The organism is Stenotrophomonas sp. YJH_SMC_16 (genome assembly GCF_059367875.1).
This window is the reverse complement of record NZ_JCAFRH010000002.1, coordinates 397,422-419,083: the sequence shown is the minus strand read 5'-3', so window position 1 is coordinate 419,083 and position 21,662 is coordinate 397,422. Positions and strand designations below refer to the sequence as shown.

General features: G+C 67.0%; 22 protein-coding genes. 18 read left to right on the top strand and 4 right to left on the bottom strand.

Annotated features, from left to right (window positions below; translation table 11 throughout):
- The first annotated feature begins 16 nt into the window (after positions 1-16).
- The 11 genes from AC5P6E_RS06620 (at position 17) to AC5P6E_RS06570 (ending at position 13,199) form a co-directional block, all read left to right on the top strand.
- The gene (locus AC5P6E_RS06620; protein ID WP_019337809.1) at positions 17-3,760 is read left to right on the top strand and encodes a nitrate reductase subunit alpha; all 3,744 of its coding nucleotides are present in this window, start codon (positions 17-19) and stop codon (positions 3,758-3,760) included.
- Positions 3,760-5,304, top strand: coding sequence for a nitrate reductase subunit beta (gene narH / locus AC5P6E_RS06615; protein WP_019337808.1), 1,545 nt, complete (start codon positions 3,760-3,762; stop codon positions 5,302-5,304). The genes AC5P6E_RS06620 and narH overlap by 1 nt, the downstream gene beginning before the upstream one ends.
- Positions 5,304-5,984, top strand: coding sequence for a nitrate reductase molybdenum cofactor assembly chaperone (gene narJ, locus AC5P6E_RS06610; RefSeq protein WP_010485312.1), 681 nt, complete (start codon positions 5,304-5,306; stop codon positions 5,982-5,984). The genes narH and narJ overlap by 1 nt, the downstream gene beginning before the upstream one ends.
- Positions 5,981-6,688, top strand: coding sequence for a respiratory nitrate reductase subunit gamma (narI, locus tag AC5P6E_RS06605; protein WP_010485313.1), 708 nt, complete (start codon positions 5,981-5,983; stop codon positions 6,686-6,688). The genes narJ and narI overlap by 4 nt, the downstream gene beginning before the upstream one ends.
- A 3-nt stretch (positions 6,689-6,691) precedes the next feature.
- Positions 6,692-7,591 carry a peptidylprolyl isomerase gene (locus AC5P6E_RS06600; RefSeq protein WP_019337807.1) on the top strand — a complete coding sequence of 300 codons (900 nt, stop codon included), beginning with the start codon at positions 6,692-6,694 and terminating at the stop codon, positions 7,589-7,591.
- 23 nt (positions 7,592-7,614) lie between these two features.
- On the top strand, positions 7,615-8,946 hold the full coding sequence (locus tag AC5P6E_RS06595; protein ID WP_010485315.1) for an MFS transporter: 1,332 nt from the start codon (positions 7,615-7,617) through the stop codon (positions 8,944-8,946).
- Positions 8,947-9,088: 142 nt separating this feature from the next.
- Positions 9,089-10,303: an oxygen-independent coproporphyrinogen III oxidase gene (locus AC5P6E_RS06590; RefSeq protein ID WP_019337806.1), complete on the top strand. Its 1,215-nt coding sequence runs from the start codon at positions 9,089-9,091 to the stop codon at positions 10,301-10,303.
- Between the two features lie 11 nt (positions 10,304-10,314).
- Positions 10,315-11,091, top strand: a complete 777-nt coding sequence (locus tag AC5P6E_RS06585) for a helix-turn-helix domain-containing protein (protein WP_010485317.1) — start codon at positions 10,315-10,317, stop codon at positions 11,089-11,091.
- Positions 11,092-11,110: 19 nt separating this feature from the next.
- Positions 11,111-11,854 carry a molybdate ABC transporter substrate-binding protein gene (gene modA, locus AC5P6E_RS06580; protein ID WP_019337805.1) on the top strand — a complete coding sequence of 248 codons (744 nt, stop codon included), beginning with the start codon at positions 11,111-11,113 and terminating at the stop codon, positions 11,852-11,854.
- A 3-nt stretch (positions 11,855-11,857) separates the two neighbouring features.
- On the top strand, positions 11,858-12,541 hold the full coding sequence (modB, locus tag AC5P6E_RS06575) for a molybdate ABC transporter permease subunit (protein ID WP_019337804.1): 684 nt from the start codon (positions 11,858-11,860) through the stop codon (positions 12,539-12,541).
- On the top strand, positions 12,531-13,199 hold the full coding sequence (locus tag AC5P6E_RS06570; protein ID WP_049409457.1) for an ATP-binding cassette domain-containing protein: 669 nt from the start codon (positions 12,531-12,533) through the stop codon (positions 13,197-13,199). The genes modB and AC5P6E_RS06570 overlap by 11 nt, the downstream gene beginning before the upstream one ends.
- Before the next feature lie 93 nt (positions 13,200-13,292).
- Here the strand turns inward: AC5P6E_RS06570 and AC5P6E_RS06565 are convergent, their stop codons facing one another.
- The 4 genes from AC5P6E_RS06565 to AC5P6E_RS06550 form a co-directional block, all read right to left on the bottom strand.
- Complete coding sequence (locus AC5P6E_RS06565) at positions 13,293-14,822, bottom strand: flavodoxin domain-containing protein (RefSeq protein ID WP_019337802.1); 1,530 nt, start codon at positions 14,820-14,822, stop codon at positions 13,293-13,295.
- The gene (locus tag AC5P6E_RS06560) at positions 14,819-15,247 is read right to left on the bottom strand and encodes a PAS domain-containing protein (protein ID WP_010485321.1); all 429 of its coding nucleotides are present in this window, start codon (positions 15,245-15,247) and stop codon (positions 14,819-14,821) included. Before AC5P6E_RS06560 ends, AC5P6E_RS06565 begins: the two co-directional genes overlap by 4 nt.
- A gap of 220 nt (positions 15,248-15,467) precedes the next feature.
- Positions 15,468-15,782: an AzlD family protein gene (locus AC5P6E_RS06555; RefSeq protein ID WP_019337800.1), complete on the bottom strand. Its 315-nt coding sequence runs from the start codon at positions 15,780-15,782 to the stop codon at positions 15,468-15,470.
- Complete coding sequence (locus AC5P6E_RS06550; protein WP_019337799.1) at positions 15,779-16,510, bottom strand: AzlC family ABC transporter permease; 732 nt, start codon at positions 16,508-16,510, stop codon at positions 15,779-15,781. The genes AC5P6E_RS06555 and AC5P6E_RS06550 overlap by 4 nt, the downstream gene beginning before the upstream one ends.
- A gap of 127 nt (positions 16,511-16,637) precedes the next feature.
- On the opposite strand from AC5P6E_RS06550, the gene AC5P6E_RS06545 reads away from it, so the two are divergent.
- The 7 genes from AC5P6E_RS06545 (at position 16,638) to gspG (ending at position 21,656) form a co-directional block, all read left to right on the top strand.
- Positions 16,638-17,102, top strand: coding sequence for an Lrp/AsnC family transcriptional regulator (locus AC5P6E_RS06545; protein WP_005413654.1), 465 nt, complete (start codon positions 16,638-16,640; stop codon positions 17,100-17,102).
- Between the two features lie 466 nt (positions 17,103-17,568).
- The gene (locus AC5P6E_RS06540; RefSeq protein WP_197653922.1) at positions 17,569-18,249 is read left to right on the top strand and encodes a TonB C-terminal domain-containing protein; all 681 of its coding nucleotides are present in this window, start codon (positions 17,569-17,571) and stop codon (positions 18,247-18,249) included.
- Positions 18,250-18,265: 16 nt separating this feature from the next.
- Positions 18,266-18,796, top strand: a complete 531-nt coding sequence (locus AC5P6E_RS06535) for an RNA polymerase sigma factor (RefSeq protein WP_019337777.1) — start codon at positions 18,266-18,268, stop codon at positions 18,794-18,796.
- 69 nt (positions 18,797-18,865) lie between these two features.
- Positions 18,866-19,846: a FecR family protein gene (locus AC5P6E_RS06530; protein WP_262088734.1), complete on the top strand. Its 981-nt coding sequence runs from the start codon at positions 18,866-18,868 to the stop codon at positions 19,844-19,846.
- Between the two features lie 58 nt (positions 19,847-19,904).
- Entirely contained in the window at positions 19,905-20,456 is a 552-nt protein-coding gene (locus AC5P6E_RS06525; protein ID WP_019337775.1) for a hypothetical protein, read from the top strand.
- A 120-nt stretch (positions 20,457-20,576) separates the two neighbouring features.
- A complete protein-coding gene (locus AC5P6E_RS06520; RefSeq protein ID WP_019337774.1) occupies positions 20,577-21,161 on the top strand; it encodes a hypothetical protein in 585 nt (194 codons plus the stop codon).
- A 57-nt stretch (positions 21,162-21,218) separates the two neighbouring features.
- Positions 21,219-21,656 carry a type II secretion system major pseudopilin GspG gene (gene gspG, locus AC5P6E_RS06515; RefSeq protein WP_019337773.1) on the top strand — a complete coding sequence of 146 codons (438 nt, stop codon included), beginning with the start codon at positions 21,219-21,221 and terminating at the stop codon, positions 21,654-21,656.
- Positions 21,657-21,662: the final 6 nt, after the last annotated feature.

The window sequence follows — 21,662 nt, the reverse complement described above, 5'->3', positions numbered from 1 at the left end:
CAAAGGGAGATCCCCGATGAGTTATTTCCTCGATCGCTTGCAGTTCTTCAAGCGTGACCCCCAGACCTTTGCCGATGGCCATGGTTTTGCCAAGAGCGAGGGCCGCGACTGGGAAAACAGTTACCGCGCCCGCTGGCAGTACGACAAGATCGTACGTTCCACACACGGCGTGAACTGCACCGGCTCCTGCAGCTGGAAGATCTACGTCAAGAACGGCCTGGTCACCTGGGAAACCCAGCAGACCGATTACCCGCGCACGCGCCCGGACCTGCCCAACCATGAACCACGTGGCTGCCCGCGTGGCGCCAGCTATTCCTGGTACCTGTACAGCGCCAACCGGCTGAAGTACCCGCTGATCCGCGGCACGCTGCTGCGCCTGTGGCGCGAAGCCCGCAAGAGCAAGGCCCCGGTCGATGCCTGGGCCAGCATCGTGGAGGACAAGGAGAAGGCGCGCTCGTACAAGACCCGCCGCGGCATGGGTGGCTTTGTGCGCCTGCAGTGGGAAGAGGCCAACGAGATCATCGCCGCCTCCAACCTGTACACGGTGAAGCAGTACGGCCCGGACCGCGTGGTCGGGTTCTCGCCGATTCCGGCGATGTCGATGGTGTCCTACGCTGCCGGTGCGCGATACCTGTCGCTGCTGGGTGGCGCCTGCCTGTCCTTCTACGACTGGTACTGCGACCTGCCGCCGGCCTCGCCGCAGATCTGGGGCGAGCAGACCGACGTGCCCGAGTCGGCCGACTGGTACAACAGCCGCTACATCATCGCCTGGGGTTCGAACGTGCCGCAGACGCGTACGCCCGATGCGCACTTCTTCACCGAGGCGCGCTACAACGGCACCAAGACGGTGGCGATCTGCCCGGACTATTCCGAGCTGGCCAAGCTGACCGACCACTGGCTGCACCCCAAGCAGGGCACCGACGCGGCGCTGGCCTTTGCCTTCGGCCATGTGATCCTGCGCGAGTTCCATGTCGATTCGCCCTCGCAGTATTTCCAGGACTACTGCCGCCAGTACTCGGACATGCCGATGCTGGTGCGCCTTGAGCGCCGCGACGATGGCCGCCTGGTGGCGGGCCGCTTCCTGCGTGCCAGTGAGCTGGGCGGGCTGGGTGAAGCCAACAACCCGGACTGGAAGACCCTGGCCTACGACGAGAACAGTGGCCAGATCGTGGTGCCCAATGGCTCCATCGGTTTCCGCTGGGGTGAAAAGGGCCGCTGGAACATCGAAGAGAAGGCCAGCAATGGCGCCGACACACGCCTGCGCCTGAGCTTGTCCGACGCCAACGACGGCATCGAGGCGGTGAGCTTCCCGTACTTCGGTGGCATTGAAAGCGACGGCTGGACTGCCGCGCCGGCCGAAGACGTACTGGACCGCAACATTCCGGTGCGCCGGCTGGTCACGGTCGACGGCGGCGAGACGCTGGTGGCCACGGTCTACGACCTGCTGCTGGCCCAGTACGGCGTGGACCGTGGCTTTGGCGGCGGCAACGTGGCATCGAGCTTCGATGACATGGTGCCGGGCACGCCGGCGTGGCAGGAGCGCATCACCGGCGTGTCGCGCGCCGAGGTGATCGAGATCGCCCGCGAGTTCGCGCGTACCGCCGACAAGACCCATGGCCGTTCGATGATCATCGTCGGCGCGGGCATGAACCACTGGTTCCACAACGACATGAACTACCGCGGCCTGATCAACATGCTGATCATGTGCGGTTGCGTGGGCCAGACCGGTGGCGGCTGGGCGCATTACGTGGGCCAGGAAAAGCTGCGCCCGCAGACCGGCTGGCAGCCGCTCGCGTTCGGGCTGGACTGGAGCAAGCCGCCGCGCCACATGAACGGCACCTCGTTCTTCTACTTCAACACCGGGCAGTGGCGCTACGAGAAGCTGCAGGTGGACGAGCTGCTGTCGCCGCTGGCCGATGCCAGCAAGTACGGCGGCAGCCTGGCTGACCTGAACCTGCGCGCGGTGCGCATGGGCTGGCTGCCGAGCACCCCGCAGCTCGACCGCAACCCGCTGCAGCTGGTACGCGAGGCCGAAGCGGCCGGCGTGGCCCCGGCGGACTACGCGCTGGGCAAGTTCAAGGACGGCTCGCTGGACTTCGCCTTCGCCGACCCGGACGCCAGCCAGAACCACCCGCGCATGATGTTCATCTGGCGCTCGAACCTGCTCGGTTCCTCGGGCAAGGGCCATGAGTACATGCTGCGGCACCTGCTGGGTACGCGCCACGGGCTGCAGGGCAAGGACCTGGGCGAAATGGGCGCAGTGAAGCCGCAGGAGGTGAAGTGGCGCGACGAGGCGCCGGAAGGCAAGCTGGACCTGCTGGTCACGCTCGACTTCCGCATGTGCACCACCGCGCTGTACTCGGACATCGTGCTGCCGACCGCGACCTGGTACGAGAAGGACGATCTCAATACCTCGGACATGCACCCCTTCATCCACCCGCTGTCCAAGGCGGTGGACCCTGCGTGGGAATCGCGCAGTGACTGGGACATCTTCAAGGAGGTGGCCCGCACCGTGAGCGAGATGGCGCCGGGCGTGCTGGGTGTGGAGAAGGACCTGGTGCTGGTGCCGACCCTGCACGACACCCCCAACGAGCTGGGCATGCCGTTCGGCGTGGCCGACTGGAAGAAGGGCGAGTGCGAGGCCATTCCGGGCCAGACCATGCCGTCGATGACGGTGGTGGAGCGTGACTACCCGAACCTGTACCGCAAGTTCACCTCGCTCGGCCCGCTGCTGGACAAGCAGGGCAACGGCGGCAAGGGCATGAGCTGGGATACCAGGCACGAGGTCGAGTTCCTCGGCAAGTTGAACCACACCGTGCACGAAGAAGGCGTAAGCCAGGGCCGCCCGGCCATCTCGACCGCGATCGACGCGGCCGAAGTGATCCTGCATCTGGCGCCGGAAACCAACGGCCACGTGGCAGTGAAGGCGTGGGAATCGCTGGGCACCTTCACCGGCCGGGAGCACACTCACCTGGCAGTGGGCAAGGAGCACGAGGCGATCCGCTTCCGTGACATCCAGGCACAGCCGCGCAAGATCATTTCCTCGCCGATCTGGTCGGGCCTGGAAGATGACAACGTCAGCTACAACGCCGGCTATACCAACGTGCACGAGCTGATTCCGTGGCGCACGGTGACCGGTCGCCAGCAGTTCTACCAGGACCACGAGTGGATGATCGACTTCGGCGAGGCCTTCATGAGCTACCGGCCGCCGGTCAACACGCGCACGGTGGAGCCGCTGCTGAACCAGCGCCCGAACGGCAACAAGGAGATCGTGCTGAACTGGATCACCCCGCACCAGAAGTGGGGCATCCACAGCACCTACAGCGACAACCTGATCATGCAGACACTGTCGCGTGGCGGCCCGATCGTGTGGATCAGCGAGGACGACGCGCGCAGTGCCGGCATCGTCGACAACGACTGGATCGAGCTGTTCAACGTCAATGGCGCGATTGCCGCGCGTGCGGTGGTCAGCCAGCGCGTGATGCCGGGCATGGCGATGATGTACCACGCCCAGGAACGCATCATCAACGTGCCGGGCTCGGAGATTTCCGGCACCCGTGGTGGTATCCACAACTCGGTGACCCGCATCGTGCTCAAGCCGACCCACATGATCGGTGGCTACGCGCAGCTGGCCTATGGCTTCAACTACTACGGCACCTGCGGTACCAACCGCGATGAGTTCGTGATCGTGCGCAAGATGGACAAGGTGGATTGGCTAGATGGCGAGGCCGTACCGGCCGCCGCCAAGGAGGTGGTGTGATGAAGGTCCGTGCACAGATCGCGATGGTGCTGAACCTGGACAAGTGCATCGGCTGCCACACCTGCTCGATCACCTGCAAGAACGTCTGGACCTCGCGCGAGGGCGTCGAGTACGCCTGGTTCAACAACGTGGAAACCAAGCCGGGCATCGGTTACCCGAAGGAATGGGAAAACCAGGACAAGTGGAATGGCGGCTGGGTGCGCACCCGCGCCGGCAAGCTGGTGCCGCGTGCCGGTGGCCGCTGGCGCATGCTGGCCAAGATCTTCGCCAACCCGGACCTGCCGCAGATCGACGACTACTACGAGCCGTTCGATTTCGACTACCAGAACCTGCATACCGCCAAGGACAGCCAGCACCAGCCGACCGCGCGGCCGCGTTCGCTGATCAGTGGCGAGCGCATGCAGAAGATCGAGTGGGGCCCAAACTGGGAGGAGATCCTCGGTTCGGAGTTCAGCAAGCGCTCGCGCGACTACAACTTCGACCAGGTGCAGAAGGAGATCTACGGCGCCTTCGAGAAGACCTTCATGATGTACCTGCCGCGCCTGTGCGAGCACTGCCTGAACCCGGCGTGCGTGTCGGCGTGCCCATCAGGCGCGATCTACAAGCGCGAGGAAGACGGCATCGTGCTGATCGACCAGGACAAGTGCCGTGGCTGGCGCATGTGCGTGTCGGCCTGCCCGTACAAGAAGATCTACTACAACTGGAAGAGCGGCAAGTCGGAGAAGTGCATCTTCTGCTATCCGCGCATCGAGATGGGTGAGCCGACCGTGTGCTCGGAAACCTGCGTGGGCCGCATCCGCTACCTGGGCGTGATGCTGTACGACGCCGATCGCATCGCCGAGGCCGCCTCGGTGCCGGCCGAGAAGGACCTGTACCAGGCCCACCTGGACATCTTCCTGGACCCGAACGATCCGGCGGTGATCGCCGCCGCGCGCAAGGAGGGCATCCCGGACAGCTGGCTGGAGTCGGCCAAGCAGTCGCCGGTGTACAAGCTGGCGATCGACTGGAAGCTGGCGCTGCCGCTGCACCCGGAATACCGCACGCTGCCGATGGTCTGGTACGTGCCGCCGCTGTCGCCGATCCAGTCCGCCGCCGAGCGTGGCCGCGTGGGCATGAGCGGCGAGCTGCCGGACGTGGCGTCGCTGCGCATTCCGATGCGCTACCTGGCCAACCTGCTGACGGCCGGTGACGAGGCGCCGGTGGTACGCGCGCTGGAGCGGCTGATGGCGATGCGTGCCTGGCGCCGGGCCAAGAACGTGGACGGCGTGGAAGATACCGCCGTGCTGGAACAGACCGGGCTGAGCATCGCCCAGGTGGAAGAGATGTACCGCTACCTGGCCATCGCCAACTACGAGGACCGTTTCGTGATTCCGACCGGCCACCGCGAGTACGCCAACGACGCCTTCGGCGAGCGCGGCGGCTGCGGCTTCACCTTCGGCAACGGCTGCAATGGTGACAGCCCGGCCGACCTGTTCGGCCAGCGCAAGACCACCACCTTCGTGGTGGACAAGGGCCCGAACCACCGCCGCAAGGAGGTGGTGTGATGAGCGTGCTCAAGCTGGTCGGGGTGCTGCTGGACTACCCCCGTGAAGAACTGTGGCAGCACGGCGAGGAACTGCTCGCCGCCTGCGACGCCCCGGCGTTGAATGCCGCCCGCCGCCAGCAGCTGCGCAGCTTCGTGCAGCAGCTGCTGGCCACCGATGCGCTGGATGCGCAGGCGGCGTGGCTGGCCAGTTTCGATCGCGGCCGCTCGATGAGCCTGCTGCTGTTCGAACACATCCATGGCGAGTCGCGCGACCGCGGCCAGGCCATGGTCGACCTGGTCGAAACCTACCGCCGCAACGGCTTCGAACTGGATGCGCGGGAGCTGCCGGACTACCTGCCATTGCTGTTGGAGTTCCTGGCCCATCGCCCCGGCAGCGAGGCCCGCGAGTGGCTGCACCACATCGGCCATATCGCCGGGATGCTGGCGGCGCGTGCCGCCGAGCGTGAGCTGCCGCACCGGGTGCTGTTCGAGATCCTGGTCGAAGCCGGTGACGGCAAGGCCGATCTGCAGGCGCTGCGCCAGCGTGCCAGCGAGGAAGTCCGCGACGATACCGCCGAGGCCATGGATCGCTTGTGGGAGGAGGAGGCGGTGCGCTTCGGCGCCGAAGCCCCCGCCGAAGACTGCAAGCCGCCCGTGCGTTCGCCGGCCCGTCCTTCGCATCGAGAGGTCCAGCCATGAGTTACTCCCTGCATCAATTCGCCTTCCAGTACTACCCGTACATCGCCGTGGCGGTGCTGCTGATCGGCAGCTGGGCCCGCTATGACAAGGCCATGTACACCTGGCGCACCGGCTCCAGCCAGATGCTGTCGGACAAGGGCATGCGGATCGGCAGCAACTGCTTCCACATCGGCATCCTGGCCATCCTCGGTGGTCATCTGGTCGGCCTGTTGACCCCGCACGCGGTGTACGAGCACTTCATCACCTCCTCGCAGAAGCAGATGCTGGCGATGGTGGTTGGTGGTGTGTTCGGCGCACTGTGCTTCATCGGCATCAGCATCCTGCTGGTACGCCGCCTGTTCAACGCGCGCGTGCGGGCCACCGGCAGTTTCGGTGACACCCTGGTACTGGTGCTGCTGTTCGCCCAGCTGTGCCTGGGCCTGTACAGCATCCGCATCTCGTCCGGCCACCTGGACGGCGGGGTGATGGTGCAGCTGGCCGAGTGGGCGCAGCACATCGTGACCTTCCGCGCCGGTGCCGCTGATTACATCGAGGGCGTCAGCTGGGTCTACAAGATGCATATCTTCCTGGGCCTGACCCTGTTCCTGATCGCGCCGTTCACCCGCCTGGTGCACGTGTGGAGCATTCCGATCAGTTACCTGTGGAGGCCGTACCAAGTGGTGCGCCGCCGCCAGGCCACGCTGCGCTACGGTCCGCGGGAGTAAGCCATGGGCAGCCTGCCGAAATTCCTGCCGATCACCGTGATCGACTCCGCCGCACCGGTTCCCGCCGAGGCGCATTCGCACCACCATGACGCGGCGGCACAGGGGCCGCGCTCGCTCGGGCAGCCGGCACCGTGCCGGCTGTTCGTGGACGAGACCGCGATCAGCGAGGCTGACATCGCCCGCGAGATGCAGCACCACCGGGCGATGCGCCCGGAGCAGTCTCGTGCCGAAGCGGCACGTGCACTGGTGGTGCGTGAGCTGCTGCGCCTGGAAGCGCAGCGGCTTGGGCTGCAGGCGCCGGAGGGCAACCGGGTAAGCGACGAGGAAGTGCTGATCCAGCAACTGCTGGAAGATGCGATCGAAGACCGCGTGCCGACCGATGAGGACTGCCGGCGCTACTTCGAGCAGAACCCGGAGCGCTTCCGCTCCCCCGACCGCGTGCGCCTGCGCCATATCCTGCTGGCTGCGCCGGCCGATGATGTGGCCGGGCGCTTTGCCGCACGCACCGAGGGCGAGCGACTGGTCGGGCTGCTGAAGGAGTCGCCGCACCTGTTCGCCGATTTCGCCCTGCGCCATTCGCGTTGCCCATCCAGCAGCGAGGGCGGCGACCTGGGCTGGCTGCAGCGCGGGCAGACCACGCCGGAGTTCGACCGCCAGGTGTTCCGCCTGCGCGAGGGCCTGGCCGGTTTCCCGGTGGAATCACGCTGGGGCTACCACGTGGTCTGCGTCGATGCCCGCGAGGAAGGCCAGCCGCAGCCGTTCGAGGCGGTGCTGCCGCAGCTGCGTGACTACCTGGAGCTGCAGGTGCGCCAGCGTGAAGTGCAGGCCTACCTGCTGCAGCTGCAGGAGCGCTACCCGGTGCGCGGGCTGGATGAGATCGAAGCCGAAGCGGATATCGGCTGAACCCCCTTGAACGAGGAAAATTCATGAACCAGGCCCTTGCCCCCGCCAGTGCCGGGCAGCAGCAACGTGCGCTGTGGCTGAGCACGTTCGCCTTCACCGTGTGCTTCGCGGTGTGGATGATCTTTTCGATCATCGGTATCCAGATCAGTCAACAGCTCGGCTTGAATGACACCCAGTTCGGCCTGTTGATCGCCACGCCGGTGCTGACCGGCTCGGTCAGCCGCGTCTTCCTCGGCATCTGGTCCGACCAGTTCGGTGGCCGCAAGGTGATGGTGCTGGTGATGCTGTGTGGCGCAGTGGCCACCTGGATGCTGACCTACGCACAGACCTACACCCAGTTCCTGATTGCCGCGCTGTGCGTGGGCATCGCCGGCGGTAACTTCTCGGTGGGCGTGGCCTACGTCTCGAAGTGGTTCCCGGCCAGCAAGCAGGGCACCGCACTGGGCATCTTCGGTGCCGGCAACATTGGCTCGGCGGTGACCAAGCTGCTGGCGCCGCTGGTGATGGTGGCGGCCGGCTGGACCATGGTCGCCAAGGTCTGGGCCGTTGCGCTGGCAGTTACCGCGGTGCTGTTCTTCCTCTTCAGCAAGGAAGACCCGTCGCTGGAGCAGCGCCGCCGCGAAGGCGTGAAGCCGGTCCCGTTCGCCGAGCAGATGGCGCCGCTGAAGAACCTGCAGGTCTGGCGGTTCTCGCTGTACTACTTCTTCGTGTTCGGCGGCTTCGTGGCGCTGGCGCTGTGGCTGCCGCACTACCTGGTGGGCGCCTATGGCATGGACGTGGGCCACGCCGGCATGTTGGCGGCGTGCTATTCGATCCCGGCCAGCCTGTTCCGCGTGGTCGGTGGCTGGATGTCGGACCGGATGGGCGCGCGCCGGGTGATGTACTGGACCTTCGGCGTGTCGGCCATCTGCACCTTCCTGCTGGCCTACCCGGATACCGAGTATGTGGTGAAGGGCATCCATGGCCCGATCCACTTCCATCTGGCCATCGGGGTGGTGATGTTCACCGTGCTGGTGTTCGTGCTGGGCTTCTTCATGTCGTTGGGCAAGGCCGCGGTCTACAAGCATATTCCGGTGTACTACCCCAGGCACGTGGGTGCGGTGGGCGGCGTGGTCGGCATGATCGGTGGCCTGGGTGGCTTCATCCTGCCGATCGTGTTTGGCGCGCTGAATGACGCGGTGGGCATCTGGAGCAGCTGCTTCATGCTGCTGTTCGTGCTGGTGGCGGCTGCACTGGCGTGGATGCACTTTGCGATCCGTCGCATGGAACGCCGCCACTTCCCGCAGATCGACCGCGAAACCGATCTGCCCGAAGCCATCGATGCGGCCGCCGCCGAGCGGGTGCGCGGCGGGTGAAGGTGTTTGCCGGCCAGCGGCCGGCACTACCAAATGGTGGGTGAAGGGGTAGTGCCGGCCGCTGGCCGGCAGCAACCATCAGATGCGCCGCGCTTGATTTCAATCAGGGCCACGCGAAGAGGAACGCCCGAAGATGTCTGCCATGAGCTTCCACGTTGACGAGAGCGAGGACACTGCGCTGCAGGCGGCATTGCTGCGGCAGCCCCGGCACGTGCTGTTTCCGCCGGCTGACCAGTTCAGCACCGGCTTTGGCGAAAGCGGGTGGCGCGCCGCCGTGCGCGCCAGCAACGAGCACCTGATCCCGCGTGGCTTGACGCTCGGCTTCCAGGCCGGCCGTGGCGGACGCGATGCGCCACCGCAGGCGTATCTGGATACCCTGCTGCTGGCGCTGCGGCTGCAGGCCGACGCGCTGGCCGAGGACCGTGAAGTGGTGGCGATGGTGCTGCAGCTGGGGCTGGCCGAGACGTTGCCGCCGCCGCAGCTGGGCCAGCTGCTGGATGCGGTGCCGCAGCACCTGCGCACCGTGGCGCGGCCCCAGGTGGAGGTGCGGCTGGACGCAGGCAGCGCGCTGGCGCCGGCGCAGCTGCGTGCGGTGGGCTGCACCCGCTTGAACGTGATCGATCGTGCCGATGCACCGGGGCCGACCCTGCTGGCACAGGCGCGACAGGTGGGCTTCACCGCGCGCTACTACCAGTTGCGGGTACCCGGCAGCGAGGACGCCGGCTTCATTGAACGGCTGCACGAGGTGCTGGCCGAGGCGCCGGAGCGCATCCTGCTGCCGGCGCCGTGTGCGCTGCCGGAACATCCCTCGGCCGTCCATTGGCTGCAGGCCTGGCGCCTGCTGCGCGCTGCGGGTTACGAACCGATTGGTGGCGATCACTATCAGCGCGGCGATCTGCCGAACCCGCACGGTCCGGGCGATGGCCAGCGCCATTGCGATCTTGCCGGTGTGCCACGCCGCGACCGCAGCGATTTCATCGGCCTTGGGCTGTCCGCCTGCAGCCAGATCGGCGAGGTGTTCTACCGGCTGGAGGACGAACTGGGCGAATGGCGTGCGCGGCTGCAGGCCGGGCACATGGGCGTGTCTGCCGGGTTGATCCTGTCCGAGGACGAGCGGTTGGTGGCCGAAGTGGCGCAGAGCATCGCCTGTGACCACGCCCTCGATGCGGCTGCCTTCGAGTGGCGCAACGATGAACCGTTCGAGGAATGTTTTGCCGACCAGCTGCCCGCGTTGTCGCCGTTGCTGGCACGCGGCTGGGCGCAGTGGGATGCGCGCGTACTGCGCCTGGCCGAAGAAGGGCGCCTGCTGTGGCGTATGATGGCCGCATGCTTCCGGCCGGCGGCCGCCATCGCTTGAGTCTTGCACCGATGTCTTCAATTCCGCCTTCGCAGGGCCGTCTCGGCCGGGCCACACCCAACCCCGCCGCCGCCGATGATGGCGACGCACTGCACTTCTGCAGCACCTGTGCGTTCTCCGACGCATGCATGTCGCAGGGTTACGACAAGACAGCACTGGGCGATCTGCACGTGCTGGTGGACCATGTCGGTCCGTTCCATGCGGGTGACTACATTTTCCGCGCTGGCGAATCGTTCGATTCGATTGCTGCGGTGCGCGCTGGCATGGTCAAGACCTTCGTCGATGACAGCCAGGGCAACGAGCAGGTGCTGGGCTTCAGCCTGCCGGGTGAAGTGATCGGCCTCAACGCGATCCACGGTTCACGCTTTCCCTGCAATGCGGTGGCGCTGGACACCGTGCACCTGTGCCGCATCTCGTTCCCCAAGCTCAGCCTGTTGGCCACCCGCATGCCGGGGCTACAGGCCAAGCTGTTCAGCCTGCTCAGCGCGGAGATCGGCAAGGTCGCGACCCTGGCCGCCAACCACCGTACCGAAGAACGCATGGCTGCGTTCCTGCTGGACATGTCCGAGCGCTACGCGCGGCGCGGCTTTTCCGCCACGCGCTTCAACCTGACGATGGCGCGTACCGAGATCGCCAATTACCTGCGGATGGCGCCGGAAACCGCCAGCCGCGTGCTGCGCCGCCTGAGCGATGATGGGATCATCGCGGTGAAGCAGCGCGAGATCCTGTTGCTGCAGCCCGAGCGCCTGGCAGCGCTGGCGGTGGCCGACGAATCCGATCCGAACTGAACCTGGCCGGGAGCCGACGATGAAGCGAGCTGGACTGTTGTTGCTGGGCCTGCTGGCCACGGTGCCGGCCTGGGCGGCTGAGCTGACGGTGTCGGCGGCATCGAGCCTGACCGAGAGCTTCCGCGAACTGGGCACCGCCTATGAGAAGGCACACCCGGGAACCAAGGTGGATTTCAACTTCGCCGCCTCCGGCGTGCTGCTGCAGCAGATCAGCCGCGGCGCGCCGGTGGATGTGTTCGCCTCGGCCGACGAAACCACGATGGACCAGGCCCAGCAGCAGGACCTGCTGGCGGCCGGTACCCGCGAGGTGTTCGCGGTGAATGCGCTGTGGGTGGTGGTGCCACCGCAGGCCAAGGCCGCGCCGCGTACCTTGAAGGACCTGGCCGGTGCCGGTGTGCAGCGCATCGCACTGGGCAACCCGGACAGCGTGCCGGTCGGCCGCTATGCCAAGGGCGCGCTGGAAGCGGCGGGCCTGTGGCCGTCGGTGCAGGGCAAGGCCATCACCACGCAGAACGTGCGCCAGTCGTTGGACTACGTGGCACGCGGTGAAGTGGATGCCGGCTTCGTCTATGCCACCGATGCGCAGGCGATGCCCAACCGCGTGCGCCGTGCCTTCGCGGTGCCGGTGGCAGGGCGCATTGCCTATCCGCTGGCCGTGATCAAGGCCAGCCCACAGCAGGCGGAAGCCAGGCGCTTCACCGCCTTCTTGCGTTCGGCACAGGGCCAGGCGATCCTGGCCAAACACGGGTTCGGCACGCCCTGAGGCATGGATCTGGACTGGAGCGCATTGGGGTTGTCGCTGAAGGTGGCCGGCTGGGCCACCGCGATCAACCTGGTGCTGGGCGTAGCACTGGGCGCGCTGCTGGCCCGTCGGCGCTTTCCAGGCCGTGAGCTGCTGGATTCGCTGCTGACCCTGCCGATGGTGCTGCCACCAACGGTGCTGGGCTACTACCTGCTGGTACTGATCGGTCGCAACGGCCCAGTCGGTGCATGGCTGCAATCGTGGTTCGGCATCAACCTGGTGTTCACCTGGCAGGCCGCGGTGATTGCGGCGGCGGTGGCCTCGTTGCCGCTGGTGTTCAAGCCGGCGCGCGCGGCGTTCGAGGAAGTGGACGGGCAGCTGGAGCAGGCCGCACGCACGCTCGGAGTGTCCGAAGCGGCGGTGTTCTTCCGCATCACGCTGCCACTGGCCTGGCGTGGCATTCTTGCCGGTCTGTTGCTGGCGTTTGCACGCGCGATGGGCGAGTTCGGCGCGACGCTGATGGTGGCGGGCAGCATTCCCGGCCGGACGCAGACGCTGTCGATTGCCATCTACGAGGCGGTGCAGGCCGGTCAGGATGGCAGGGCCAATGCGCTGGTGATCCTGACCTCGGTGGTCTGCATCGTGATCCTGTTGCTGGCTGCGCGGCTGGTGGGCGGACGTCGCCGGGAGCTGCGTGATGTGGCTTGACCTGCAGGTGCAGCGCCGCCTGCAAGCGGCCGGCCAGGATTTCGTGTTGGACGTATCGCTGCAGTGCACGCAGCGCCAGGTGGTGCTGTTCGGGCCTTCGGGCGCGGGCAAGAGCCTGACGCTGAAGGCGGTGGCCGGGCTGCTGCGGCCCGGGCAGGGACATGTGCGCGTGCAGGGGCAGACCTTGTTCGATGCGGCCAACGGCGTGGATCTGCCGCCGCAGCGCCGCCGGCTGGGCTACGTGTTCCAGGATTACGCGTTGTTCCCGCACCTGAGCGTGCGCCAGAACGTGGCGTTCGGGCTGGAGCGCGGGTGGTTGAATCCGCGCGCGCGCCAGCGCTTCGATGCGGTGGAGCAGTGGCTGCACGCATTCCGCATCGACACGGTGGGCGATCTGCTGCCCTCGCAGGTCTCCGGTGGCCAGCGCCAGCGCACTGCATTGGCGCGCGCCCTGGTGACGCAGCCGCAGGCGCTGCTGCTGGATGAGCCGTTCTCCGCACTGGACCACGACCTGCGCCAGCACCTGCGCCAGGAGCTGGAAACCGTGTTGGACCGGACCGGCATCCCGTTGTTGCTGATCAGCCACGACCCGCAGGACGTGGCCATGTTCGGCCAGCAGGTGGCGCGCGTGGTCGACGGCCGCATCGTCGGCGATTGACCTGCACCTGTAGAGCCGAGCCCATGCTCGGCTGCTCTGCGCGACACCGCCAACAGCAGCCGAGCGTGGGCTCGGCTCTACAGGATCAACGGATCAATACAGTTCACAGTGCGTGCGGCCTTCATTCCGCAGCGCGTCCCATTGCCCTGCACCGGCGACGGCATCGATGGCCTCGCGCACCGCGCCTTCCAGGTGGCGCTTGCTGCCGCACAGGTACAGATGCCCACCGCGGGCCAGGACGTCGCGCACTTCGCTGGCGCGCTGCTGCAGCACATGCTGCACATAGACCTTTTCGGTGCCATCGCGCGAGAACGCGGTATGCAGTCCGGCCAGCACGCCACGCGTGTGCCAGTCCTGCAGCTGGTCGCGGTACAGGTAGTCGTGCTGGCGATGCTTCTCGCCGAACACCAGGTGCACTTCACGTTCGCAGGCGTTGGCCTGCAGTTCCTGCATCAGGCCCATCAAGGGCGCGATGCCGGTGCCGGTGCCGACCAGCAGCAGCGGCGCCTCGCCCGTATCGGGCAGGTGGAAGCCGGGGTTGGAGCGGCAGTACACACGGGCATGGTCGCCGCCATGCAGCAGGCTGCCGGTGGCAGTGCCGAAGCGTTCGCGGCCGCGCAGGGTGTAGCGCACTTCGCGCACGCATAGGCTCAGCTGGTCGTCGCACGGGTGCGAGGCGATGGAATAGGCGCGCGGCAGCCGCGGTGACAGCAGTTCGCGCAACCGGGCCAGCGGCACGCTGTCCGGCGTGGCGTGGTCCTGCAGCACATCCAGCAGGTCCAGGCCGTGCAGGTAGGCGTCCAGTTCGCGCTTCTGGCTGACCTTCAACAGGTCCTTCAGCAATTCGCTGCCACTGAGCCGGGCCACTTCGCGCAGCACCCCCTTGCTCAGCAGGCGCAGCTCGCGGTCATGCAGGGCGGCCACGGCGGTGGTGTCGCCGTACCAGGTGGTCAATGCCTGCAGCAGGGCAGGGTCGTTCTCGGGTACCACGTGCAGGGTGTCGCCCGCGCGGTAGGCCATGCCACTGCCGGCAATGTCCAACTGCAGGTGCCAGGCGGCCGGGTCGCTGCTGTTCAAGCGGCGACGTTCGAGAATGGGGGCGGCAAAGGCATTGTCTTCGCCATAGGCGGTGACCTGCAGGCGCAGGTCCTGGCCAGCGCTGAGGTCACCCTCCAGCACCTGGCCCAGCACCGGCTGCCATTGCTGGAAGAACTGCTCGTAGCCCAGATCGGCGTCCACTCGGTGCAGTAGAGGCTGGGCCTGGCGCTCGCTTAGTGCAACATCCAGCGCCTTGGTGAAGCCGCAGAAACTGGGGTAGCCGGTGTCACCCAGGCCGAACACCGCATAGCGCAGGCCGCGCAGCGTCGGGGTCTGGCGCAGTGTTTCGAAGAACTGCTCGCCATTGGCCGGCGGTTCGCCATCGCCGAACGAGCTGGAGATCGCCAGCAGCACATCGCCGTGGCCGAGGCTGGCTACGTCGATGTCGTTGAACGGGAGCACCTGCGGCCCGTGCGGCTGCAGGTCCGCGCCAAGGCGCTGGGCCAGGGCGCGGGCGTTGCCCGACTCGGACGCGAAACCCACCAGCAGGCGGCTGAAGGGCGTACTGGCCGGGAGGGCGTTCACGCGGCCTCGTAGAAGTCGTCGAACTTTTCCTTGCTGAACTCGACCAGGTCGTAGTTCTGCATCAGGTCGTTCACCACGCGGCGGATGCTGATGTACGAGGTGATGTTGCCGTCGGCGTCGAACAGCGGCTGCACGGTGGTATCGACCACATAGAGCACGCCGCCCTTGCCGAGGTTGGGCACGATGCCGGTCCAGGTCTTGCCGGCCTTGATGGTGTCCCACATGTCCTTGTAGACCGCCTTGGGCACATCCGGGTGGCGCACGATGCTGTGCGGCTGGCCGATCAGTTCCTCGCGGGCGAAGCCGGTGAGCGTGCAGAACAGGTCGTTGGCATAGGTGATATTGCCCTGCAGGTCGGTGGTGGAGATCACCATGACGTTCTGCATGGCGTTCAGAAGCTGGACGTTGTCGGGGGTGTAGCTCATCGCAGGGTCCTTGTGGATGCCGGCAGCGCCGGCGTGTTCGGGTCCTGCATAGAAATACGCCCGCGCGGCGGCGGGCGGTTTGACATTGATCAAGCGGGTGGCGCGATGGACTGCGACCGGGTGTCGCAGGCGCGGGTTCGAACTGTAGAGCCGAGCCCATGCTCGGCTGCCGTTCGCACAAGCCGAGCGTGGGCTCGGCTCTACAGGAGGGGTGAGCGCCTCAGCCCATCAGATAGCGCAGCACGCCGGCCGAGGCCACGCCGATCAGCACCGTCGGCAGCATCGACAGCCGCGTGGCGGCCAGCAGGGTGATCGCCAGCGCGCCGAGGTCGGCGGGCTTGTCGGCGACGAAGTCCGGGGCGATCACCGAGATCAGCACGCAGCCCGGCGCAGCTTCCATCACCGTCACGGCGCGCTTGCTCAACGTGCGGTTGCGCAGCGCGAGGAAGCCGACGATGCGGGTCAGGTAAGTGGCGGCGGCCATCAGCACGATGGTCAGCACCGAGGTCCAGTGGATCAGTCCATTGAAGATCATTCCGCGTCCTCCGCCAGCAGCCAGGCGGCCGCCAGGCCGGCCAGTGCGCCGCTGGCCACGTACCACGCGCCCGGGATCAGCAGGTAGGTGGCGGCGGCCACGATCAGGCTGACCAGCCACGGCCGTGCTGCCTTCATGCCCTGCCACATGCTGCGCAGCAGCACCAGGAATACCGCAGGGAAGGCCATGTCGAAACCGTAGGCATGGATGTCGCCCAACATCGGGCCGACGATCGCGCCCAGTGCCGTGCAGGCCACCCAGACCGTGTACAGCCCTGCCGAAACGCCCAGGTAATAGGCCAGGCTGAAGCCGAGCGCACGGCGGCGCGCATCGGCCACGCCCATCGCCCAGCTCTCGTCGCACATGAAGAACAGCGCCGGCAGCACCCGGCGGCGCGGCAGATGCTGCAGCAGCGGGGCCAGGCTGGCGCCCATCAGCAGGTGGCGGCTGTTGACCAGCGCGGTGATCGCCACGATCAGTGCGATATGCGGCGGCGAGGTCCACAGTTCGACGGCGGCGAACTCCGAGCCGCCAGCGAAGTTGAGGCCGGTCATCAGCGGCACTTCGAGTGCGCTCAGGCCCTTCTGGGCGGCCTGGGCGCCGAGCACCAGGGCGAAGGGAATGAAGCCGATCATCACCGGCACGGCGGCACGCAGGCCGCGCAGGAATTCGGCACGCGGGGCGGTATCGCAGGTGTCGGGCAGGGGGAGGGTGGTACGGGCGTCCATCGAACGGCACAACAAGGTGGGGGTGGCCCATGCTAGCGGTCCAATCGCGAAATCGGGTTGCGTTGATGCCACTGGATTCTGGATGATTGAAATTTCATGCGGCTGAAGGCGTCCAGGGCGAAATTGCATGCAGTATCAACTCGACAACCTCGATCGGCGCATCCTCGACGCCCTGCAGCGCGACGGCCGCCTGCAGAACCTGGAGCTGGCCCGGCTGGTCGGGCTGTCGCCGTCGGCCTGCCTGCGGCGGGTACGGCTGCTGGAGGAGGGCGGCTACATCGACCGCTACGTTGCCCTGCTGAATGAGGCCAAGGTGGGCCGTGGCTTCACGGTGTTCGTGCGGGTCTGGCTGCGCGGGCAGGACGAGGACACCACCAACCACTTCATCAACAGCATCAAGTCTTTCCCGGAAGTGCTTGAATGCCATCTGATGGCGGGTGACTGCGATTTCCTGCTGCGGGTGGCGGTGGCGGACCTTGATGCCTACCGGCAGTTCCAGATGCAGCACCTGAACCGGATTGCCGGGGTGCAGAACACCAAGACCGAGATTCCGATGCAGCGGATCAAGCAGACGACCCAGTTGCCGCTTTGAGCGGTGGGGTTTGCGGCCGGGTTGCACCCGGCACCCGCGGGTAGTGCCGGCCGCTGGCCGGCAACCTCAGGAGCAACAGCAACAGCAACAGCAACAGCAACAGCGATGCTCCGTGGGGCGGCGGGGCGGTGTGGCCAGGCAGGACACGCCGTAAACCCTTCCTTGGGGGCTCGATGGCGCCATCCATGGCGCCAACGGTCCTGCCTGGCCATACCGCCCCCCCGCCTGACAGCTTCCGCGATCTGTCGGGGTCGGATCCCGTGCGCAGATGAACCTGTCTGCTCGGTTCATTGATTCCTGATGCATGACTGGCTCCACGGAGTCTGCCTCGGCGTCAGCCGTGGCGGCGGTCATCGCAATGACATCTGGCACCGGTACGTTTTGAGCCCGCTTGCGGGTCGCGCGCGGGCCGGGGTTCCGGTCGTGGTGCGCGTCCACTGCAGCTGCTGTCGCTGCCGAGGGTCATGTGTTCTACGTCAGGGGGCTGAATGGACACCATGCGGTCAGAACTTGGAAGGTGGCCATCGCCGCATGGCTGCTGCTGTCCTTTGCCGCCGCCGCGCAGGACGGTGTTCATGCCTACGACATCCCTGCGCAGCCGCTGGAACAGGCGGTCGAGCGCTTCAGCGTCATCAGCGGGTGGTCGGTGATGTACCCGGGCGATCTTGCCGCGGGTCGCAGCAGCCATGCGCTGCGCGCCAGCCTGCCGCCGCTGCCCGCCCTGCAGGCGCTGCTGCAGGACTCCGGCGTCGAGGCCGAGGTGATCGGCGAGCAGCGCGTGGTGCTGCGTCGGGGCATGCCCTCGGCCGCCGAACCCGGTGTTGGTGCCGAACTTCCCGAGGCCGAACGTCGGCGTCGTTATGGCGGCCTGCAACAGCGGCTGCGCGCGGCGTTCTGCGACGCCCCCGAGATCGCGCCCGGCCGCTATGCCGCGACGCTGCGCTTCCGCATCGACGGCGCGGGCCAGGTGAGCGAGCCCGAGCTGCTGTCAGGCAGTGGCAGCGCCCGCCGCGATGCGCGCCTGCTGCAGGCGCTGCAGGGCCTGGTGCTGGCGCCCGATGCCGCTGCGCTGCCACAGCCGGTGACGCTGCAGATCCGTCCTTCCGGCACCGACCACGACTGTGGCGGGCGCGCGCCCCTTCCATGACTTCAAGGATTCGAACATGAGCAACGGTACGGCTGGGGCAGTTGACCTGATGGACCACCTTCTGGGTGCCTACGATGAGTTGAAGCGCCGGCTGGTGCGCAAGCTGGGCTCGGAAGAGCTGGCTGGCGACGCGTTGCAGGACACCTGGATGCGCCTGAGCGCGCGCCGTGACCGCCTGGACGCCGTGCAGAACCCCGCGGCCTACCTGCTGCGCATGGCAATGAACACCGTGATCGACCGCCAACGTGCTGACCACCGCCTGCTGAGCCTGGAGGAGGTGGATACGCTGATGGACATGGCCGACCCGGCACCCGGCCCGGCGCAGGCGGCCGAACTGGACTTCGCGCTGGAAGACATGGTCGGCCTGCTGCAGCGCATGCCCGAGCGTCGTCGCCGCATCCTGCTGGCGATCCGTGTCGACGGCCTGCAGCAGCGCGACGTGGCCGACCACCTCGGTGTGTCGCTGCGACTGGTGCAGCGTGAGCTGAAGGCGGCCCAGGACTACCTGGCCGAGCGCAGCGGGCAGGGGCGCCAGGTGCGGTTCTGAGCGACGGCATCCGTCTACACTTTGACGCCGAGCAGAACCCCGCAGCGTGCGGGTCCGGCATGAGCCCCCATGGATCCTGACGATCGCCCGCAACGCCCGTTGGATGCCGTTGAGCGTCAGGCGCACGCGTGGGTGGTGCGGCTGACCTCGGGCGAGGCGACCGCCGCCGACGGGCGCCGGTTCCGCGCGTGGTGCGAGTCCGACCCGCGTCATCGTGAAGCGTTCGGACGTGCGCGCCGGCAGTGGGAGCAGGTGCGGCTGGCCGGCGGGCAGCTGCCCGCCGCCGCGCGCCAACCGGTCGCGCCGTCGCCGGCCCAGCGCTGGAGCCGGCGTGCCTTCCTGGGCGCGGCGATTGCCGCGCCGGCCAGTCTGGTGGTGGTGGCGGCGATCCGTCCGCCGCTGGGATTATGGCCCTCGGTGACGGCGATGGCGGCCGATTTCCACACCGGCACCGGTGAACGGCTGCAGATTGCACCCTTGCCGCAGCTGAAGATCGAACTGGATACGCAGAGCAGCCTGCGCCGCCGCGCCGACACGCAGGGCGAAGGCTTCGAGCTGGTGCAGGGCCAGGCCGCGATCGAGACCCAGGCCGGCCTGCGCCTGGCGTTGTTCGCGGGCCCGGGCTGCGTGATTGCCGATGAGGGAGCGGTGCGCCTGGACGTACGCAACACCCATGGCCAGGTGCGGGTGACCTGCCTGCAGGGCAGTGCCCGCATCGAGCATCCGCAGGGCCGGCTGCAGCTGCAGCCGGGCCAGCAGACCCAGTACGACGAGCGCCTCAGTGGTGTGGTGACCGAGGCTGTGGCCTCGGAAGTGAGTGCGTGGACCGAGGGCATGCTGGTGTTCCGTCGCGCACCGCTGCGCGAGGTGGTGGACGAGATCAACCGTTATCGTCGTGGCAAGGTGCTGTTGGGTGAATCGGCATTGGCGCGCGCGCCGGTCAGCGGTCGCTTCCGCATCGATGACCCGGATGCGGCGCTGGAGCAACTGCGACTGACGATGTCGCTGGATCTGCGTCGCTTTCCGGGTGGCATCGCCGTCCTTGGATAGATGAAGACGCTGGCCGTGCGCACCGCGCAGGGCTGTTGCAAGCAAGGAGAAGCCAAGGATGCGCAACGAGACCATCGGCGTGCTGGATCTGCGTCGCAATCTGTCGGCGTTGCTGGAAACAACCCAGCGACGGCCGTTGATGGTGCACCGCTACGGATCGCCATGGGTGTGCGTGGTGTCCGACGCGCAGTGGCAGGAAAAGGCTGTGCTGCTGGACTTCGATCCGCAGTCGCACCCGCTGGCGATGCTGTTGCGCCTGCAGCAGCAGGTGTTGCCACTGGCTGAAACCGGTGCGTTGCCGCCTGCGGCGCTTGCTCGTGCGCTGTTGCTGATGGACATGCATGGCATCGGGGATCTGGCGCAGCTGCATGAGCAGGTGCTGCACCATCGGCTGTGGCACTGGTTCGTGGCCGGTACCCACGGTGTGATGGACAGCTGGCAATTGCCGGCGCTGCGCGTTGCGATGGGGTCATGGTGCGATGACGCGGAGATGACCGATGCGCTGGCCGCGTTCGCCGCGCGCAGCGATGTGGCGATACTGGCGCGCCGTTGCGGGGGCGACGCACCGCGACTGGAGCGCGAAGCCTGCAGGCAGATGACGCTGCGATGACGTTGGCGATGAAGCGCCACGCAGCGCACAGAGCTGCATGTGCGCTGTCGCTTCACCTGCCTTGCTGACGTCTTCTCCAGAGTACGGCGCACCACGCGTCGCGGAGCACGGGCGGCGCCGATGGCAGACAGTCGCAGGATCAGCATGCTGGAGCTGGATCGTCACCTGAGCCAGTCACTGGAGCAGGCGCGGCATACGCCATTGAACGTGCAGCGCTATGGGCACTCCTGGGTCTGGGTGCTGTCCAGTGATGCCTGGGCAGATGCGGCGCGCTGGGCGGCACTGGATGGTAGTGCGCACCCACTGGTGGCGCTGCGAAAAGCCATCGATCTGCAGCTGCGGCCCTGGCCCGAAGCGGCCATGAGCCCGCTGCCGCTTGATGCAGGCGATGCGCGGCTGCTGCAACGCGCGGCCCTGCTGGTGGTCATGCGCGATCTGAATAGTGCCCAGCGCGTGTACGACGACCTGCGCTATCACCAGGCCTATCGGATGTTCATCGGCCTCGATCATGGAACAGCGTGGTCGCCGATGCAGTGCGTGCGGCTGCTGCAGGCCTGTGCGCACCCATTGCTGCGCGGCTGCATCGACGATGCGCTGGCCGGCGTGCCGCGGCACCTGCTCGAGTCTGCATGTGCGCCGGCTGCGCGTGTTGCGCCCGTACAGGCACACGCGCAGCGAATTGCCGGCGGATGTTTATCGTACTGACACATGCACCGCTGACCATGGCGCAGCGGTCTCTTCCAGGATGACGAGGGCGGAACAATGGCAAGGCAGGTTCGTGGTCGCAAAGCTCGGCAGAAGGGTTTCAGCCTGATCGAGATCATGGTGGTGGTGGTGATCATCGGCATCCTCGCCGCGCTGATCGTGCCGCGGTTGATGGACCGTCCCGACCAGGCACGCGTGGTGGCGGCGCGCCAGGACATCGCCGCATTGATGCAGGCCTTGAAGCTGTTCAAGCTGGACAACGGTCGCTATCCCAGTGCCGAGCAGGGCCTGCAGGCGCTGGTGAAGCCGCCGCAGGGCAGCGGTGGGTTGCCGGTGACGCCGTACCTGGATCGCCTGCCGAATGACCCATGGGGCCATCCGTACCAGTACCAGATTCCCGGAACCCATGGCGACGTCGATGTGTTCTCGCTGGGGGCGGACAGCAAGCCCGGTGGCGACGCCGGAAACGCGGATATCGGCTCCTGGCAGCTGTGAGGCGTG

Excerpts from the sequence above, each read along its gene's own strand:
- AC5P6E_RS06620 (WP_019337809.1), top strand. The coding sequence starts at position 17 with ATGAGTTATTTCCTCGATCGCTTGCAGTTCTTCAAGCGTGACCCCCAG.
- narH (WP_019337808.1), top strand. The coding sequence starts at position 3,760 with ATGAAGGTCCGTGCACAGATCGCGATGGTGCTGAACCTGGACAAGTGC.
- narJ (WP_010485312.1), top strand. The coding sequence starts at position 5,304 with ATGAGCGTGCTCAAGCTGGTCGGGGTGCTGCTGGACTACCCCCGTGAA.
- narI (WP_010485313.1), top strand. The coding sequence starts at position 5,981 with ATGAGTTACTCCCTGCATCAATTCGCCTTCCAGTACTACCCGTACATC.
- AC5P6E_RS06600 (WP_019337807.1), top strand. The coding sequence starts at position 6,692 with ATGGGCAGCCTGCCGAAATTCCTGCCGATCACCGTGATCGACTCCGCC.
- AC5P6E_RS06595 (WP_010485315.1), top strand. The coding sequence starts at position 7,615 with ATGAACCAGGCCCTTGCCCCCGCCAGTGCCGGGCAGCAGCAACGTGCG.
- AC5P6E_RS06590 (WP_019337806.1), top strand. The coding sequence starts at position 9,089 with ATGAGCTTCCACGTTGACGAGAGCGAGGACACTGCGCTGCAGGCGGCA.
- AC5P6E_RS06585 (WP_010485317.1), top strand. The coding sequence starts at position 10,315 with ATGTCTTCAATTCCGCCTTCGCAGGGCCGTCTCGGCCGGGCCACACCC.
- modA (WP_019337805.1), top strand. The coding sequence starts at position 11,111 with ATGAAGCGAGCTGGACTGTTGTTGCTGGGCCTGCTGGCCACGGTGCCG.
- modB (WP_019337804.1), top strand. The coding sequence starts at position 11,858 with ATGGATCTGGACTGGAGCGCATTGGGGTTGTCGCTGAAGGTGGCCGGC.
- AC5P6E_RS06570 (WP_049409457.1), top strand. The coding sequence starts at position 12,531 with ATGTGGCTTGACCTGCAGGTGCAGCGCCGCCTGCAAGCGGCCGGCCAG.
- AC5P6E_RS06560 (WP_010485321.1), bottom strand. The coding sequence starts at position 15,247 with ATGAGCTACACCCCCGACAACGTCCAGCTTCTGAACGCCATGCAGAAC.
- AC5P6E_RS06555 (WP_019337800.1), bottom strand. The coding sequence starts at position 15,782 with ATGATCTTCAATGGACTGATCCACTGGACCTCGGTGCTGACCATCGTG.
- AC5P6E_RS06550 (WP_019337799.1), bottom strand. The coding sequence starts at position 16,510 with ATGGACGCCCGTACCACCCTCCCCCTGCCCGACACCTGCGATACCGCC.
- AC5P6E_RS06545 (WP_005413654.1), top strand. The coding sequence starts at position 16,638 with ATGCAGTATCAACTCGACAACCTCGATCGGCGCATCCTCGACGCCCTG.
- AC5P6E_RS06535 (WP_019337777.1), top strand. The coding sequence starts at position 18,266 with ATGAGCAACGGTACGGCTGGGGCAGTTGACCTGATGGACCACCTTCTG.
- AC5P6E_RS06530 (WP_262088734.1), top strand. The coding sequence starts at position 18,866 with ATGGATCCTGACGATCGCCCGCAACGCCCGTTGGATGCCGTTGAGCGT.
- AC5P6E_RS06525 (WP_019337775.1), top strand. The coding sequence starts at position 19,905 with ATGCGCAACGAGACCATCGGCGTGCTGGATCTGCGTCGCAATCTGTCG.
- AC5P6E_RS06520 (WP_019337774.1), top strand. The coding sequence starts at position 20,577 with ATGGCAGACAGTCGCAGGATCAGCATGCTGGAGCTGGATCGTCACCTG.
- gspG (WP_019337773.1), top strand. The coding sequence starts at position 21,219 with ATGGCAAGGCAGGTTCGTGGTCGCAAAGCTCGGCAGAAGGGTTTCAGC.